The sequence below is a fragment of the Sphingomonas sp. BK069 genome, from assembly GCF_014193405.1.
Lineage (GTDB): Bacteria > Pseudomonadota > Alphaproteobacteria > Sphingomonadales > Sphingomonadaceae > Sphingomonas.
In genome coordinates this window covers 388,155-403,620 of record NZ_JACHZH010000001.1, presented here as the reverse complement: position 1 = coordinate 403,620, position 15,466 = coordinate 388,155, and the positions used below count along the sequence as shown (strand labels likewise).

15 protein-coding genes are annotated in these 15,466 nt (G+C 70.5%); 9 read left to right on the top strand and 6 right to left on the bottom strand.

Translation table 11 applies throughout. The features are described 5' to 3' along the window. Nucleotides 1–116 precede the first annotated feature (116 nt). Nucleotides 117–1,190: a tyrosine-type recombinase/integrase gene (locus FHY02_RS01975; protein WP_183919979.1), complete on the top strand. Its 1,074-nt coding sequence runs from the start codon at nucleotides 117–119 to the stop codon at nucleotides 1,188–1,190. A 435-nt stretch (nucleotides 1,191–1,625) separates the two neighbouring features. After that, nucleotides 1,626–2,111: a nuclear transport factor 2 family protein gene (locus FHY02_RS01970; protein WP_183919978.1), complete on the top strand. Its 486-nt coding sequence runs from the start codon at nucleotides 1,626–1,628 to the stop codon at nucleotides 2,109–2,111. 52 nt (nucleotides 2,112–2,163) lie between these two features. Here the strand turns inward: FHY02_RS01970 and FHY02_RS22805 are convergent, their stop codons facing one another. From FHY02_RS22805 to FHY02_RS01955, 3 genes are all read right to left on the bottom strand, one after another. Continuing rightward, complete coding sequence (locus tag FHY02_RS22805; RefSeq protein ID WP_183921388.1) at nucleotides 2,164–3,147, bottom strand: SGNH/GDSL hydrolase family protein; 984 nt, start codon at nucleotides 3,145–3,147, stop codon at nucleotides 2,164–2,166. A gap of 119 nt (nucleotides 3,148–3,266) precedes the next feature. Continuing rightward, nucleotides 3,267–4,895, bottom strand: a complete 1,629-nt coding sequence (locus tag FHY02_RS01960; RefSeq protein ID WP_183919977.1) for a cation acetate symporter — start codon at nucleotides 4,893–4,895, stop codon at nucleotides 3,267–3,269. Then, a complete protein-coding gene (locus FHY02_RS01955; RefSeq protein WP_183919976.1) occupies nucleotides 4,892–5,206 on the bottom strand; it encodes a DUF485 domain-containing protein in 315 nt (104 codons plus the stop codon). The genes FHY02_RS01960 and FHY02_RS01955 overlap by 4 nt, the downstream gene beginning before the upstream one ends. 143 nt (nucleotides 5,207–5,349) lie before the next feature. On the opposite strand from FHY02_RS01955, the gene mgrA reads away from it, so the two are divergent. The 3 genes from mgrA to FHY02_RS01940 all read left to right on the top strand — a co-directional run bounded on the left by mgrA (nucleotide 5,350) and on the right by FHY02_RS01940 (nucleotide 8,383). Beyond that, nucleotides 5,350–6,426 (top strand): L-glyceraldehyde 3-phosphate reductase, encoded by a 1,077-nt coding sequence (gene mgrA, locus FHY02_RS01950; protein WP_183919975.1) that lies wholly within the window; start codon nucleotides 5,350–5,352, stop codon nucleotides 6,424–6,426. Between the two features lie 103 nt (nucleotides 6,427–6,529). Continuing rightward, nucleotides 6,530–7,534: an NAD(P)-dependent alcohol dehydrogenase gene (locus tag FHY02_RS01945; protein ID WP_183919974.1), complete on the top strand. Its 1,005-nt coding sequence runs from the start codon at nucleotides 6,530–6,532 to the stop codon at nucleotides 7,532–7,534. A 270-nt stretch (nucleotides 7,535–7,804) separates the two neighbouring features. Further along, nucleotides 7,805–8,383 (top strand): alpha-ketoglutarate-dependent dioxygenase AlkB, encoded by a 579-nt coding sequence (locus tag FHY02_RS01940; protein ID WP_183919973.1) that lies wholly within the window; start codon nucleotides 7,805–7,807, stop codon nucleotides 8,381–8,383. An 18-nt stretch (nucleotides 8,384–8,401) separates the two neighbouring features. Here the strand turns inward: FHY02_RS01940 and FHY02_RS01935 are convergent, their stop codons facing one another. Further along, on the bottom strand, nucleotides 8,402–9,718 hold the full coding sequence (locus FHY02_RS01935; protein ID WP_183919971.1) for a chloride channel protein: 1,317 nt from the start codon (nucleotides 9,716–9,718) through the stop codon (nucleotides 8,402–8,404). 120 nt (nucleotides 9,719–9,838) lie between these two features. Here FHY02_RS01935 and FHY02_RS01930 point away from each other — a divergent pair, with 120 nt between their 5' ends. Then, on the top strand, nucleotides 9,839–10,198 hold the full coding sequence (locus FHY02_RS01930) for a PilZ domain-containing protein (RefSeq protein WP_183919968.1): 360 nt from the start codon (nucleotides 9,839–9,841) through the stop codon (nucleotides 10,196–10,198). Nucleotide 10,199: 1 nt separating this feature from the next. Continuing rightward, complete coding sequence (locus FHY02_RS01925; protein ID WP_183919966.1) at nucleotides 10,200–10,607, top strand: PilZ domain-containing protein; 408 nt, start codon at nucleotides 10,200–10,202, stop codon at nucleotides 10,605–10,607. Nucleotides 10,608–11,325: 718 nt separating this feature from the next. On the opposite strand, the gene FHY02_RS01920 is transcribed toward FHY02_RS01925, so the two are convergent. Further along, entirely contained in the window at nucleotides 11,326–11,520 is a 195-nt protein-coding gene (locus FHY02_RS01920; protein ID WP_183919964.1) for a hypothetical protein, read from the bottom strand. 116 nt (nucleotides 11,521–11,636) lie between these two features. Beyond that, on the bottom strand, nucleotides 11,637–12,125 hold the full coding sequence (fliL, locus tag FHY02_RS01915; RefSeq protein WP_183919962.1) for a flagellar basal body-associated protein FliL: 489 nt from the start codon (nucleotides 12,123–12,125) through the stop codon (nucleotides 11,637–11,639). A 110-nt stretch (nucleotides 12,126–12,235) separates the two neighbouring features. Here fliL and FHY02_RS01910 point away from each other — a divergent pair, with 110 nt between their 5' ends. Then, on the top strand, nucleotides 12,236–12,934 hold the full coding sequence (locus FHY02_RS01910; RefSeq protein WP_183919960.1) for an endonuclease/exonuclease/phosphatase family protein: 699 nt from the start codon (nucleotides 12,236–12,238) through the stop codon (nucleotides 12,932–12,934). Further along, nucleotides 12,931–15,234: a patatin-like protein gene (locus tag FHY02_RS01905; RefSeq protein WP_221198458.1), complete on the top strand. Its 2,304-nt coding sequence runs from the start codon at nucleotides 12,931–12,933 to the stop codon at nucleotides 15,232–15,234. Before FHY02_RS01910 ends, FHY02_RS01905 begins: the two co-directional genes overlap by 4 nt. The last annotated feature ends 232 nt before the right edge of the window (nucleotides 15,235–15,466 follow it).

Here is a 15,466-nt window from a genome sequence, read left to right as displayed (position 1 = left end):
GGGCTCGGCTCACCGAAATGAGCAACTTTCTCCGTTGACACTTTCTCTTCAACCGCAATGCTGGCCGACTGACGGTATAGACCGTCATTGTCGGAGAGCGGTTGTCGATAACGACGATGCCCAAGAACCTCTATGTCCGAGAAGGTATCTACTGGGCGCGCTTTAAAATACGCGGAGTGGAGCATCGTCATAGCCTTCGAACTCGGTCGGAGAGGGTGGCGTTGCGGCGCTTGCGCGCTCTCCGCGAGCAAAGTGAGGATCAAGCGATCTATGGCATTTCCGGGCCGGTTCGTTGGTCCGACGTCGTAGCGAGCTGGAAGGAGAACGTCGCCCCCAGCCTCGGGGTTCGGACTTTCGATCGATATCTGTGTTCCTTACGCCAAATCGGTGACGAACTCGACTCTAGGGCGGTCCAAGAAATAACCGCCGACTACCTCAAGACGCTGATCAAGGGACGCCGCTACGAAGGGGTCAAGAACGCGACGATCCGTCGTGACCTGACCGCTTTGTCGAGTGTGTTGAATCATGCTGCGGACGAGGGATGGATTGCTGACAATCCCGCGGTGACGCTGAACCGGCGTCGGCTCGTGCCGGAGCGCCCTACCCGGATCGTCCTTCCGCAAGCCGCCTCAGTGGCACTCGTATTCGCGCGCCTTCCCGCTCGCATTCGTGACCTGTGCGAGTTTACCAGAGAAACGGGATTGCGCCTCGAGGAGGTCACATCCCTTCGTCATGCTGACGTCGACCTTGTCGAGGGCATTATCACCGTGCGACGGGGTAAAGGCGACAAAACCAGGGTCGTCCCGCTCACGAGAGCGGCTCGTGAGATCATGGCGCGCCAGCCGGCATGGAAGGGTAAGCCGTGGGTGTTCTGGCAAGGCGAAGGCGATCGTTTGTCGGGCGTGTCCTCGCGCCCGGGTGGGTACATGCGGCGGGTGGCACGACAGGCGGCACGCGATGGTGTTGAGTTCCACCCCTTCAGCCATCACGACTTCCGTCACCTATTCGCTGTCGAATACCTGAGACGGGGCAAAGGGTCGATCTACGATCTGCAAGGTGAGCTGGGTCACGGTACGATCGTTGTGACGGAGCGGTATCTCGCCTTTCTCACGCCCGAGCAGGTGAAAGCTGCAAAGGCCGCGGTGGCACAAAAGACGGCACAGGTACTTCGGTCTGGGGCAGCAACATGACTTGCGCGCCCCTGCCCGGCCTAATTTTGAGGCCTTGGGAGCACCAAAAGAGCAGCGGTTTTGTAAACCGAAGGTCGCGGGTTCGATCCCTGCAACCGGCACCACGCCTCCGCCTTCATCGCCTGCGAGCGGCGCTCCTCGCTCGCTGAGGACCGAAATAGCGGCGGTCCAACATGACCATGCTCCAGATGTTGACAGAGCCCTTGGCGGAGGGCGCGTGCTCGCTGCCGCGGCGTCGAGGGCGGGCTCGGCGATCAGGCCACCCCTCGGGCGACCCGCGTCGCTTCTCTTGCGCACGTGGCAGCTCGCAGGAGCGGATCAGGCGGTGTCGCCGCCTCCATGCTGGCGCTGTCCCTTGCGCCAACGTGACCCGTTGGGGCGATTGTTTCCGGACTCGCTTCAGTCCATTCTGCCCGGCTCGATAGGAGATCGGCGATGCGTCAGCTGTTGATCGTCGCGACCGGCGTCGCGGGCCTCCTCTCCGCGGTCGCGACGACGGCGCCCGCCGCCCCACGCGATGTCGAGGCGGCGCTGGCGCGGCTCGACATGGCGCAGAAGGACATGGTGGCGCAGGCCGATGTCGCGAAGTTGGCGGCGCTGTCCGCGCCCGAGCTGACGATCAACGCCCCGACCGGCCGTGTCCTCTCGCGTGAGGAGTTTCTGGCGATGATGCGTGACGGACGCATCGGCGCGGAAGAGTTCGACCGCACGATCGAGCGCGTCCGCGTCAGCGGCGACACCGGCGTGGTAATGGGCAGCGAGCTGTTCACCCCCACCGCGGCGAGCGAGCTGGGGCGGACCTACGGCACCGCCCCGCTGCGACGGCGCTACACCAACATCTACCAGCGCCACCACGGCCGCTGGTATTGGCTCGCGCGTCACGCCAACGTCGTCCCGGCGCCGCCGGGACGATCGCCGTGAGCCTCCTCGCGCACCGTCGTCCGCGCGACCGATCGCGCAGCAGGTCGTCCTGTCAGGCCGCGCTTGCCAAGGCGACACGGCGCCGGCGGCCGAGCCGCAGCGCCGCGCCGACCAGGCCGAAGCCGAGGATCAGCATCGACCAGACCGAGGGTTCGGGCACCGCGCTGGTCAGGCCGAAGCGCTGGTCCATGTCGCGGAAGCCGGCCGCCTGCACCGCGCCGGTGACGTGGACGCCGTCGAACGAGAAGAAGCCCGCGCAGCCGCTCGCCTGCGCGCCCGCGGCGACGCAACTGGTGTCGGCACGCAGCGGCGGCAGCCCGAACCGGTCGGGGTGCTGCAGCACCCGCACGTTGAACTCGCTGAGGCTGTAGAAGTACAGGTCTGTCCCGGCGCTGACGGTCAGCCCGTCCAGTGCGGTGCGCAGATAGTTGTTGGCCGCGATGGTGTACGGGTCGCCGGCGAGCGGGAAGTCGGTGAACAGGATGTTGCGCGCGCCGCGCTCGTTGAGCGCCTTGATCCCGGCGACATACTGGTTCGCCGCCGCCTCGAGATAGCTGTTCACGTCGGGATAGTCGCCGATGGCGCCGACCGGGCCGAACACGCCCTTGGCGCCGAACACGTCGTTGCCGCCGAAGTTGAGGATGTACAGGCCGTTGGGGTCGATCGCCTTGCCCGAGGCAGCGAAGGTGCTGAGCTGCGCGCCGAGGTCGGGGATCACGTCACCGGTATCGACCACGCGTGCGCCGCCATAGGCATAGTTGCTGCCGCCGTTGAGCGAGGGCCTGGTCGGCACGCCGAAGAGCTTGAGCGAGATCAGATCGGGATAGTCGAAGCCGTCGGTGAAGCGGTTCTGAAAATAGCCTTGGCTCGGGTCGGGGCGGGTTCCGCCGTTGGAGAGATAGAGATTGCCGGCGTCGACCAGACTGTCGCCGAACACCGTCACCGAGGTGAACTGCGCGGTGCTTCGGTCCGCGCCCGCCGGTTGTGCCGCGATCAGCCCCAGCGCGCTCAACGCCAAGGTCCATTCCCTCTTCATCTTCGGTCTCCCGCGTCGCCGACATGGCGCACCACACGACGGACCGTGCCGCAGAAACGATGATCTGAAAAGGGGGTGTTAAGGCTATGTAAAGATTCTTTGCCGCCACTCCGAACTGATCAGTGATCGTTCGCTCTGGCAGCGCCGATGCCGGTCTCGGACCGGACCCGCTGCGCGACATAGCCGGCGCGATCCACCACCGCGCGTCCGCTGCGATCGAGCCGCGAAACCAGCCAGATCGTCGCGAACGCCGCGGGCATCGAGAAGAGCGCGGGCGAGCCATAAGGGAAGATCGCGGATGCGTGACCCAGCACCGTCACCCAGATGGCGGGCGACAGGATCGTCAGCCCCAACGCGAGCGCGAGGCCGACCGCCCCGCCCGCGACCACGCCGCGCGTGGTGCAGCCGCGCCACAGCAGCGACAGCAGCAGGACCGGGAAGTTGGCCGAGGCCGCCATGGCGAAGGCCAGGCTGACCATGAAGGCGACATTCTGCTTCTCGAACAAAACGCCCAGCGCGATCGCGACCAGCGCGAGCACCACCACGGTCACGCGCGAGACGCGCAGCTCCGCCACCTGGTCGGCGCGGCCGCGGCGGAACACGCTGGCGTAGAGGTCGTGGCTCACCGCCGAGGCGCCCGAGAGCGTCAGCCCAGCGACCACCGCGAGGATGGTCGCGAACGCCACCGCCGAGACGAAGCCGAGGAACAGGTCGCCCCCGATCGCGTGCGCGAGATGGACAGCGGCCATGTTGCCGCCGCCACGCAGCGCGCCCGCGGCGTCGAGATAGCGCGAGTCGGTGCCGACCAGCACGATCGCGCCGAAGCCGATCACGAAGGTCAGTAGATAGAAGTAACCGATCCACCCCGTCGCCCACAGCACCGAGGTGCGCGCCGCGCGCGCGTCGGGCACGGTGAAGAAGCGCATCAGGATGTGCGGCAGGCCGGCGGTGCCGAACATCAGCGCGAGCCCGAGCGAGATCGCCGAGACCGGGTCCTTGATGAAGCCGCCCGGCCCCATGATCGCGCGTCCCGCCGCCATCGCCTCGCCCGGCGCCGCACCCTTGGCGGCCGCGGCGGCGGCCTTGGCCTGCACCGCGCGCGCGAACAGCGCCTCGGGCGAGCCGAATTGCCACAGCACCGCCGCGGCCATGAAGCTCGCCGCGCCGAGCAGCAGCACCGCCTTCACGATCTGCACCCAGGTGGTCGCGAGCATGCCGCCGAACAGCACGTACAGCGTCATCATCACGCCGACGATCGCGACCGCATAAGGGTAAGGCAGCCCGAACAGCAGGCGGATCAGCTGCCCCGCTCCGACCATCTGCGCGATCAGGTAGAACAGCACTACCAGCAGCGTCGACAGTGCCGCGAGCGTGCGCACCGGCGTCTGCGCGAAGCGGAACGAGGCGACGTCGGCGAAGGTGAAGCGGCCCAGGTTGCGCAGCCGCTCCGCCATCAGGAACAGCACGATCGGCCAGCCGACCAGGAAGCCGATCGAGTAGATCAGCCCGTCATAGCCGTCGGCGAAGATCTGCGCCGAGATGCCGAGGAACGACGCCGCCGACATGAAGTCGCCCGCGATCGCCAGCCCGTTCTGGAAGCCGGTGATCCCGCCGCCCGCGGCGTAGAAGTCGGCGGCGGTGCGCGTCCGCCGCGCCGCCCAGCGCGTGATCGCGAGCGTCAGCAGCACGAAGCAGCCGAACATCGCCAGCGCGGGCCAGCCAGGTCCGCCACCGCTCGCGCCGGTCATCGCCGCGCCTCGGCGACGATGGCGGCGACCTCGGCGTCGAACTCGCGGTTGGCGCGGTACACGTAGATCCCGGTCAGTGCGATCGCGAGCAGGATCACGCCGAGCCCGATCGGAATACCCAGCGAGGTCGCCCCGCCCGCCAGCGACCGTGCGAGCAGCGGCTTGTCGAAGGCGACCAGCAGCACGAAGCCGAGATAGGCGACGAGCATCACCGCGGTCAGCGCCAGCCCGAGCCGACCGCGGCGCCGCACCAGCCGCCGGTAGCGCGGGTTCTCCGCCAGCCGCTCGAGCGCGGCCTCGCCCTGCTCCATCCTCGCCTCTCCCCTCTGCCGCCGGATCATAGAGGCTCGCGGCGGTTTGGCGAGCGGTGATCGCGTGTCGTCGCGTTCGTCGGGACCGCCCTGCGCCGATGGACGTTAGGGGCGCCATTACCCGGTCGTCACGGAGCCGTCGCATGCCCTTTCCTGCCCCCTATGTCGCTGATCCTGCACGCTATGACGGCCGCATGCCGTACCGCCGCGTCGGCCGCAGCGGGCTGCGGCTGCCCGCGATCAGCCTCGGCCTGTGGCAGAATTTCGGGGGCAGCGACGTGTTCGAGACCGGCCGCGCGATCCTGCGCCGCGCCTTCGACCGCGGCGTCACTCACTTCGACCTCGCCAACAATTACGGGCCGCCCTACGGCTCGGCGGAGGAGGCGTTCGGCCGCGTGCTCGCGACCGACTTCGCCGCGCACCGCGACGAGCTGATCGTCTCCACCAAGGCGGGGTGGGACATGTGGCCCGGGCCGTACGGCGACGTCGGCTCGTCGCGCAAATATCTCATCGCCAGCTGCGACCAGAGCCTGCGCCGTATGGGGCTCGACTATGTCGACATCTTCTACTCGCACCGGGTCGACCCGAACACGCCGCTGGAGGAGACGATGGGCGCGCTGGTGCAGCTGCACCGTCAGGGCAAGGCGCTGTACGTCGGCATCTCCTCTTATGAGCCCGGCCTGACTGCGCGCGCCGCGGCGATCCTGGCCGAGGAGAAGGTCCCGCTGTTCATCCACCAGCCGAGCTACTCGATCCTGAATCGCTGGATCGAGCGCGGGCTGCTCGACACGTTGGAGGCGCTCGGCACCGGCTGCATCGCCTTCTCGCCGCTGGCGCAGGGCATGCTCACCGACAAATATCTTCACGGCGTGCCGGAAGGCGCGCGCGCCACGCGCGGCGGCTCGCTCGGCCAGTCGCTGCTGAGCGAGCAGAATCTCGCCGCGATCCGCGACCTGAACGCGATCGCCGCGGCGCGCGGGCAGACGCTGGCGCAGATGGCGATCGCCTGGGTGCTGCGCGACCCACGTGTCAGCTCGGCGCTGATCGGCGCGCGCACGGTCGCGCAGCTCGACGATTCGCTCGACGCGGTGAAGCGGCTCGACTTCGCGGAGGACGAGCTGGCGCGGATCGACTCGCTGGCGCGCGACGGCGGCATCAACCTGTGGGCGGAATCGTCCGACATCGTCGAGCTCCCCGCGGCGCAGGGCGTGCCCGCCTGAGCGTAGCGCCTCGCGAAGGTACGCGCGGCGGCGCTTGAACGCGCGCGCGGCGACACGACATCGCCGCCCGCTCCATCGACACGTGAAGCATGAAGGACCCGACATGAAGGCCATGACGATCGGCGCCCCGCCCACCCTCGACACGCTCGGCTTCACCGAGCGCGCCGACCCGGGCGCGCCCGGCCGCGGCGAGATCCGCGTCGCACTGCACGGCAGCTCGCTCAACTACCACGACCTCGGCGTCGTTACCGGCGGCATGCCCGCGGGCGACCGTGTGATCGCGCTCGCCGATGGCGCCGGCACGGTGGAGGCGGTCGGCGAGGACGTCTCCGAGTTCCAGGTCGGCGATGAGGTCGTCTCCTGCTTCTTCCCCGACTGGCAGGACGGCGCGCCCACGATCGGCGACTTCCGCCGCACCCCCGGCGACGGCATCGACGGCCACGCCACCGAGGCTGTCGTCCGCCCCGCCACCGCCTTCACGCGCGCGCCCAAGGGCTATGATCCGGTCGAGGCGGCGACGATCACCACCGCGGGGCTCACCGCCTGGCGCGCTCTGGTCGGCGAGGGCGCGCTCAAGGCGGGCGACACGGTGCTGCTGCTCGGCACCGGCGGCGTCGCGATCTGGGGACTACAGATCGCCAAGGCGATGGGCGCGACCGCGATCGTCACTTCCTCCTCGGGCGAGAAGCTGGAGCGCGCGCGCGACCTCGGCGCCGACCATGTCGTCAACTATCGCGAGGTGCCCGACTGGGGCCGCGCGGTGCGCGACTGGAGCGGCGGCGGGGTCGATCACGTGCTCGAGCTCGGCGGCGCGGGCACGCTGACCCAGTCGATCGAGGCGGTGCGCGTCGGCGGGCAGATCGCGCTGATCGGCACCGTCGCGGGCGTGACCGGCGACGTGCCCACCGCGGCGCTGATGGGCAAGCAGGCGCGGCTGCAGGGGCTGATCGTCGGCTCGCGCCGGCAGCAGCAGGCGTTCGTGCGCGCGATCGAGGCCACCGGCATCCGCCCGGTGATCGACCGACGCTTCCCGCTCGAGCGGCTGCCCGACGCCTTCCGCTTCCAGCAGTCGGCCGGGCATTTCGGCAAGATCGGCGTCGAGTGGTGATAGGCCGCTACTTGAATGTCTAATGGAAACAACCATCTCCGCGACATCGTCAACAACGGAAAGGAGGTGATCGAATGTCTCATTGTCACAAGCCGGTTACGGCACAGGGCGCGGGCATGATCGCTTCTGCGGGGCATGCCGCCGCCTGACACACTGCCGGCCCCGGCCGACAATGGAGAGGCCGTCCCGCGAGGGGCGGCCTCTCGCTCATGGGAAGCCTGTCCGCACCTCCGTCATGGTGCTTCGCGGCAATCCTTGTAGTGGACCACGGTGAACGACCTCTTCGACCTGCCGCTGATCCCCGGCCTGCGCAGCGTCCCCGGCTTCGTCGACGCCGACGAGGAGCGCGCGCTGATCGGGCGGCTCGACTCGCTCGCGCTCGCGCCGTTCCGGTTCCAGGGTTGGCTCGGCAAGCGGCTGACGCACAGTTTCGGCATCCACTATGATTTCGATCGCGCCGCCTTGGCGCGCACCGACCCGCTGCCCCCGTGGCTCGCGGCGGTGCGCGACCGCGCCGAGGAAGCCGTCGGCCTCGCGCCGGGCACGCTCGAGCAGGCGCTGCTGATCCGCTACGATCCCGGCGCCGGGATTGGCTGGCACCGCGATCGGCCGCACTTCGACCATGTCGTCGGCATCTCGCTCGGCGCTCCGGCGGCGATGCGCTTCCGCCGCCGCGCCGGCGAGCGGTTCGAGCGACGTACCGCACCGCTGCCGCCGCGCGGGCTCTACCATCTCCGCGGCGAGGCGCGGTACGAATGGGAGCACAGCATCGCCGCGATGGCGGCGACGCGCTGGTCGATCACGCTGCGCAGCCTGTCCGATCGCGGGCGCGCCGCCGTGAGCGACTGAGCCGCATACCGAACGGGCTCAGGGCCGCGCGAAGGTGCGCGCCAGCCCGTGGTACAGTTTCTCGCGACACACCAGGCTGCTCGCGCCGTCGGCGAGGAAGGCGGCGGCGAACATCGGCAGCATCAGCCCGCGGCTCGCGGTCGTCTCGGAGAGGATGATCACCGCGGTCAGCGGCGCCCGCACCACGCCGGCGAAATAGCCCACCATGCCGAGGATCACGATCGCCGAGGCGGGCTCGTCCGGGAACAGCGGTCGCAGCAGGTTGCCCAGCCCGGCGCCCACCGCCAGCGACGGGGCGAAGATGCCGCCGGGCAGCCCGGCCACCGCGGTCGCCAGCGTGGCCAGGAACTTGGCCGGGCCGAACCACAGAGGCGCGTCGACCCCGACGATCATCGCGCGCGCCGCGTCATAGCCGGTGCCCCAGGTCAGCCCGGTGCCGACGCCCAGGCCACCGACCACCACGCCGCAGAGCGCCGCGAAGGCGACCGGGCGCTGCTTCGACCAGGCGGTCAGGCGGCCGCCGCCGGTGGCGAGCGCCAGCATCAGCCGCGCGAACAGCCCCCCGCTCAACCCGCCCGCTATCCCCGCGACCGGCACCGCCAGCAGCGCCGGGCCGAGCGCCAGATGCGCGCCGATCACGCCGAAATAGACGTAATCGCCCTGTACCGACTGCGCGACCATGCCCGCGATCACGATCGCCGCGATCACCAGCAGCGTCACCCGCTGCTCATAGGCGGAGGCGAGCTCCTCGATCGCGAAGAGCAGCCCGGCGAGCGGCGTGTTGAACGCCGCCGCCACGCCCGCCGCGCCGCCGGCGATCAGCACCGCGCCGCGCAGCGGCACGCGCAGCAGCCGGTGGCTCAGCCCCATCACCGCGGCGGCGATCTGCACCGTCGGCCCCTCGCGCCCGGTCGAGGCGCCGCCGAGCAACGCGGCGAGCGTCAGCATCGTCTTGCCCGCCACGGTGCGGATCGACACCAGCGAGCCGGTGGCACGCTCCGGGTCCTGCTGCGCCACGATCACCTGCGGGATGCCCGATCCGCGCGCGAGCGGGACCCAGCGCCGCGTCAGCCACACCAGCGCGGCGAACAGCAGCGGCGTGGTGAGCAGCGGGGCGTAGCGGTACCGGCGCGCGTAGCTCGCGAACAGCGCCCCGACCGTATCGGCGGCGAGCGCGAAGAGCGTGGCGGCGACGCCGATCGCGACCGCGCCCGTCAGGATCGCCATGCGCGTGCGGAACCGCACGGAGCGAGGCCCCTGCGCGCGCAGCAGGGCGCGATAGCGGCGCGCGGTCCACCGACGCTGGCCATCGGTGGAGGAACGCGGTTCGATCATGCCCCGCTCCTACCGCCATGCCGCGAAAAGGCCAGCGCGGCGCGGATGCATCACGCCGTTACGGGCTGTTAAGCCTATCGCGCCATAAGCGGATCATCGTGCGAGGCAGGTGGACGTGAGGTGGAGCAGGTGAGCGCAGGCGGCGATGACGTGTGGCTGGAGGCGGCGTCGTGGAGCGACAACCGCCGCGAGCTGCGCGTGCCGACCGCGCTCGAGGGCAGCCTGCGCCTGTTCCTGGGCGAGAGCGAATCGGTCCAGGTGGTCGATGTCTCCAACCGCGGCTGCCGGCTGCGCGGCGTCGCGCTCAAGCCCGCGCAGCGCGTCTGGCTGCGCATCGGCGGGCTCGAGACGCTCGTCGGCTCGGTGGCGTGGTGCGACGACGGCGAGGCCGGGATCCGCTTCGAGCAGCGACTGCCGCGCGAGGTGATCCTGCTGCTGTCGGGCGGCGCGCGCGACGACGACGGCTATGAGGACATCTGACGTGAGCGGCCCGGTCAGCAGCGACTCGGCCGCACGCGAGCATCAGCCGCGCGCGGAGCGCCATCGCGTGATGCTGGGCGCGCTGATCGAGCGCTTCGGCCATGGCGGGGCGACTCGCCACCGCGTGCGCGACCTCTCGAGCACGGGCGTGCGGGTCGATCAGGCCGAGCGGCTGCAGCGCGGCGCGACCGTGCTCGTCACGGTGGGCTCGCTCGCCGCGGTGGGCGCGACGGTGATCTGGGTCGACCAGGGCGCCGCCGGGCTGCGCTTCGCCCAGCCGATCAACCCTGACGACGCGCGCGCCAAGACCTTCGTCGCCAAGCCGTCGAGCGCGCCGACTCGCCCGCCGGAGGAGCCGCTCGGCAAGGCCGGCTGGCTCGGCCATATCCGCGGCGCCTACGACCGCTGAGGCGGGAAGGAAGGGTGAAAAGGCGCTCCCGCTCAGGCAGGAGCCCAGTCTCGTACGATCATGACCTAGAGAACCGCTTCACCTGTCGGGGCAGGAGCGCGGTTCAGCTGATCGTCGTCGTCACGGCCGCCGGCGGCAGGACCAGACCAACGCGGCCAAGCTGCCGATCACCGCGGCCACGGCCGTGATCAGCGGGGCGTCGAGCAGGATCATCGGGCACCTCCTTCCACGCGCTCAGCCATAGCGCGAGCCCGCGATGTAGGACAGAACATATTGAGAACATTGCGCTTGCGACATGGTGTGCGGCGCGATCGCGATCGTCATCGACGTGATGTCGGCGGCGTGCGAGTTCAGTGGACGTGCGACTTGGGATGAGCCCGAATTCGGGTACGCCCACGGGTGAGACGTCACACCATCTCGTCACCTCGGACGTGTTTCGGGATCGACCATTCCATCAACTCAGCGCGCGTTGCCTCCGGGGTGGAGATGGCGTGGACCCGAAAGGCGGCTTGCTCTCTCACCACCGTCCTCCCGTCCTCGATACCGCTCAAGCCCGGGATGACGGTGGGGCTAGCCGCTCGCGCGACAATGAACCTTCCGGGTCCGGACCGGTGTATTCCGGAACGGGTTCGGGATAACGGGCAACCGCGGCGCGATGTCGTCCATGGAGACGCGGCAGGCTCTCGCCCGGCGCGCCACTGTTGGACCGTTCGCGACCCTACACGCCCTCGGCGCGCTCCGCGGCCATGCGATGCTGTCCGCGCGCGCGCGCGGCGCTGCGGATCAGATGCTCGCTCATCTGCATCGCCACCTCGGCGCTGACGTTGAACGAGCGGCCGCAGCTCGACTCGATGATCACCACGCCGTCTCGCGCGGCGACCAGCGGCACGCTGGTGCAGACTCTGGCGCTCACGCTCACTCTCCGGTTCGTGGCGGCGCGCCGCGCCGCCCGCAGCGCACCCGTGTGCGCCATTGAAGTGACACAAACCGGCTGGCCGACTCGCCGTTCCACGGCGCGTCGCGCCGCACTCACTGGTCGTCGCTGCCGCCCTGCACGATGAAGTCGGTGAAGTAAGCGGCGTCGACGTGCCCGACATAGCCGTCGGTGGCGAGCTGGCGGTTGACCGCGCCGGTGATCGCGCCGAGCAGCTGCTGCTTGCCAGCGTCGCTCATGTCGGCGGCCTCGCTGGCGTCGCCGAAGGCGAGGATCATCGCCGAGCGCAGCGCCGGATCGTCGCGCCGCAGCGCGTCGAGCACCTTCGGGTCGCGCGTGCTCACCGACACGCCCGCCTGGAGCACCGCATCGGTGTCCTTGATGTTGACCGTCAGTGGCGGGTCGAAGGCGTAGAACTGCACCGGCAGCACCGCCGGCACGACGGGGGTCGCGTCCGCGCGCAGGTCCGCCTCGATCGCCGCGGCGCCGCCGTCACGCGACAACACCACCCCACCTGCCGCGCCCAGCCCGATCACCAGCACCGCCGTCACGGGCACCAGTGCCAGCTTGATCCCTCGCTTCATCCCGCGTCCATCCGCTGCCTCGCCGGGCATCGTAGCGCCAGGTGATTACCGTCGCGCTAACTAGCGCCCGCGGCTGCAACCGCGGGGCCGCCCGACTCGTTACGCCTGCGATGAGGCTAAAGGTCGCCAGCTACAACATCCGCAAGGCGATCGGCACCGACCGCCGTCGCAACCCCGAGCGGATCCTCCAGGTGCTGCGCGAGATCGACGCCGACGTGGTGGCATTGCAGGAGGCCGACCGCCGCTTCGGCCAGCGCGCCGCGGTGCTCACCCCGCACCTGCTCGAGGAGCACAGCGACTGGCGCTCGGTCGGGCTCGGCATGCGCGCGACCAGCATGGGCTGGCACGGCAACGCCTTGCTGGTGCGCAAGTCGGCGACGATCCTCGACTGCCAGCAGCTGCATCTGCCCGCGCTCGAGCCGCGCGGCGCTGTCTGCGTCGACGTCGAGGTCGCGGGCGAGGCGGTGCGCGTGATCGGCATGCACCTCGATCTCTCGGGGCTGTGGCGGCGCCGCCAGGCGGCGGCGATCCTCCAGCACGCCGCGCACCGTGCTCCCGGTCCGGCGACGGTGATGATGGGCGACCTCAACGAGTGGAGCCGCGCCTCGGGCTGCCTCAGCGACTTCGCGCGCGACTTCCACTTCGCCGAGACCGGGCCGAGCTTCCACGCCCGCCGACCGATCGCGCGGCTCGACCGCATCATGGTGTCGCGCGCGCTGCGCGTGGCGGCCTGCGGCGTCCACCAGTCGCCCGCGTCGCGGGTCGCCTCGGACCACCTGCCGATCTGGGCCGAGATCGTCGCCGCATGAGCCAGGCCGCGGTGCGCGAGAAGGAGCTGCGGCTCGCGCTCGTCTGCTACGGCGGGATCAGCCTGGCGGTCTACATGCACGGCATCGTCAAGGAGGTGTGGCATCTCGCCCGCGCCAGCCGGGCCACGCGCGATGACGCGCCCTGCGACGGCGCCAGCGCGCGGATCTATCGCGCCTTGCTCGACGAGATCGAGGAGAGCGCGGGCTGGCGCGTGCGCGTGCTGCCCGACATCGTCGCGGGCGCGAGCGCGGGCGGGATCAACGGCGTGTTCCTGGCACAGGCGATCGCGAGCGGGCAGTCGCTCGACCCGCTCACCGACCTGTGGCTCGACGGCGCCGACGTCGAGCGGCTGATCGACGCCGACGCCGCCCCCGCCTCGCGCTTCTCCAAGGTCTGGGCGCTGCCGCTCGCCTGGATGGCGGCGGGGCGCAGCGCCGACCAGCTCGAGGCGCTCGACGAGGCGACCCGCGACGAGGTGCGCGCCAAGCTCTCGCATTTCGTCCGCTCGCGCTGGTTCGAGCCGCCCTTCTCGGGCGAGGGCTTCACCGCAATGCTGCTCGACGCGTTCGAGGCGATGGCGGCGGCGCCGCGCGGGCCGCGGCTGCTGCCGCCGGGACAGCCGCTCGACCTGTTCGTCACCGTCACCGACTTCGGCGGCCACCCCGAGCGGCTCCAGCTGCACTCGCCGCCCGAGGTGATGGAGACCGAGCACCGGCTGGTGCTGCCGTTCAGCGACCATGGTATCGCGCTCGACACGCTGGCCGCCGTCCCCGAGCTTGCCTTTGCCGCGCGTGCGACCTCGAGTTTTCCCGGCGCCTTCCCGCCTTTCACGGTGGCCGAGCTGGACCGCGTGCTGCGCGCGCGGCGGCGTCGCTGGCCAGGCCGACGCGACTTCCTCGAGCGCGTGCTGCCGCGCCACGCCGCCGCGCGCGCCGCCGAGCGCGCGGTGCTGATCGACGGGTCGGTGCTCGCCAACGCGCCCTTCCGCCCGGCGATCGACGCGCTGCGCGAGCGCCCGGCGAAGCGTGAGATCGACCGCCGCTTCGTCTATGTCGACCCCTCGCCCGGCCACAAGCTGACGCTCGGCGCCGGCAGTGCCGGACCGCCCGGCTTTTTCCAGACGATCCTCGGCGCGATCAGCGAGCTGCCGCGCCAGCAGCCGATCCGCGACAATCTCGAGGCGCTGGCCGAACGGTCGCGGCGGATCGAGCGGATGCGCGCGATCACCGAGGCGATCCGGCCGCAGGTCGACGCCGCGATCGAGGAATTGTTCGGGCGCACCTTCTTCCTCGATCGCCCCACCCCGGCGCGGCTGGTGGCGTGGCGCCGCCGCGCGCAGGCGGCGGCGGCCGAGCGCGCCGGCTTCAGCTATGTCGGCTACGGCCAGCTCAAGGCCGCGGGCGTGGTCGAGTTCGTCGCCGCGCTGCTCCATGCCATCGGCGGCGCGCCCGGGGCGCAGCGGTGGAGCCGCACGCGACAGCGACTCGACGCCGCGCTCGCCGCGCGCGGGCTCGGCGCCGACGCGGTCTATGCCGGCGGCGCGAGCGAGGCGATGGTCGCCTTCCTGCGCACCTTCGACCTCAACTTCCGCGTGCGCCGGCTGCGGCTGCTGGCGCGCCGCCTCGGCGAGCTGGAGCATGAGGCGAGCGCCGCGGCGCTCCAGCCGCTGCGCGACGCGATCTACGACTCGCTCACCGACTACCTCGCCGCCAAGCGCACCGACACGCACGCGGCGCTGCGGCGCGAGGTGCGCGCGCTGCGCGACGACGCCGGGCCGCTGCTCGATGGCTTCGGCGCCTCGCTCGACCTCACCGCGCGCGACGCCGCGACCGACGCGCGCATGGCCGCGGCGCTGGCCGCGGTGCCGCGCGAGGTGCGGCGGCCGATGCTGCTCAACTATCTCGGCTTTCCGTTCGTCGACGTGGCGTTGCTGCCGCTGCTGCAGGGCGAGGGCCTCGACGAGTTCGACCCGATCAAGGTCGACCGCGTCTCGCCCGACGACGCCCGCTCGATCCGCTCGGGCGGTGCGGCGGCCACGCTGAAGGGTATCCAGTTCAACAGCTTCGGCGCCTTCTTCAGCCGCGCCTATCGCGAGAACGACTATCTCTGGGGCCGCCTGCACGGCGCCGAGCGGATGATCGACATCACCGTCTCGACGCTGCCTGCGGCGACGCGGCTGCGCGCGGGGCGCGTCGCGGCGATCAAGCGCGCCGCCTTCCGCGCCATCCTCGACGAGGAGGAAGCGCGGCTGACGCACTCGCCCGGACTGATAGAGGCGCTGCGGCGCGAGGTGGGGTGACGCCCCGGGGACGCGGCGACGCGCCTCCGTGCCCCGGATGTTTGCTCGCGCTATCGTCCTCACCGCCCTCTCTCGTCATGCCCGCCCTCTCTCGTCATGCCCGCGCAGGCGGGGATCCAGACGCGCAGACGTGGCGGCAAGAAGGGAGGCGTCAGCGTGTATGGATCCCCGCCTGCGCGGGGATGACGAAGGGAGCCGGGATCGACGAACGTTCACGGAAGCGCGCTTCACC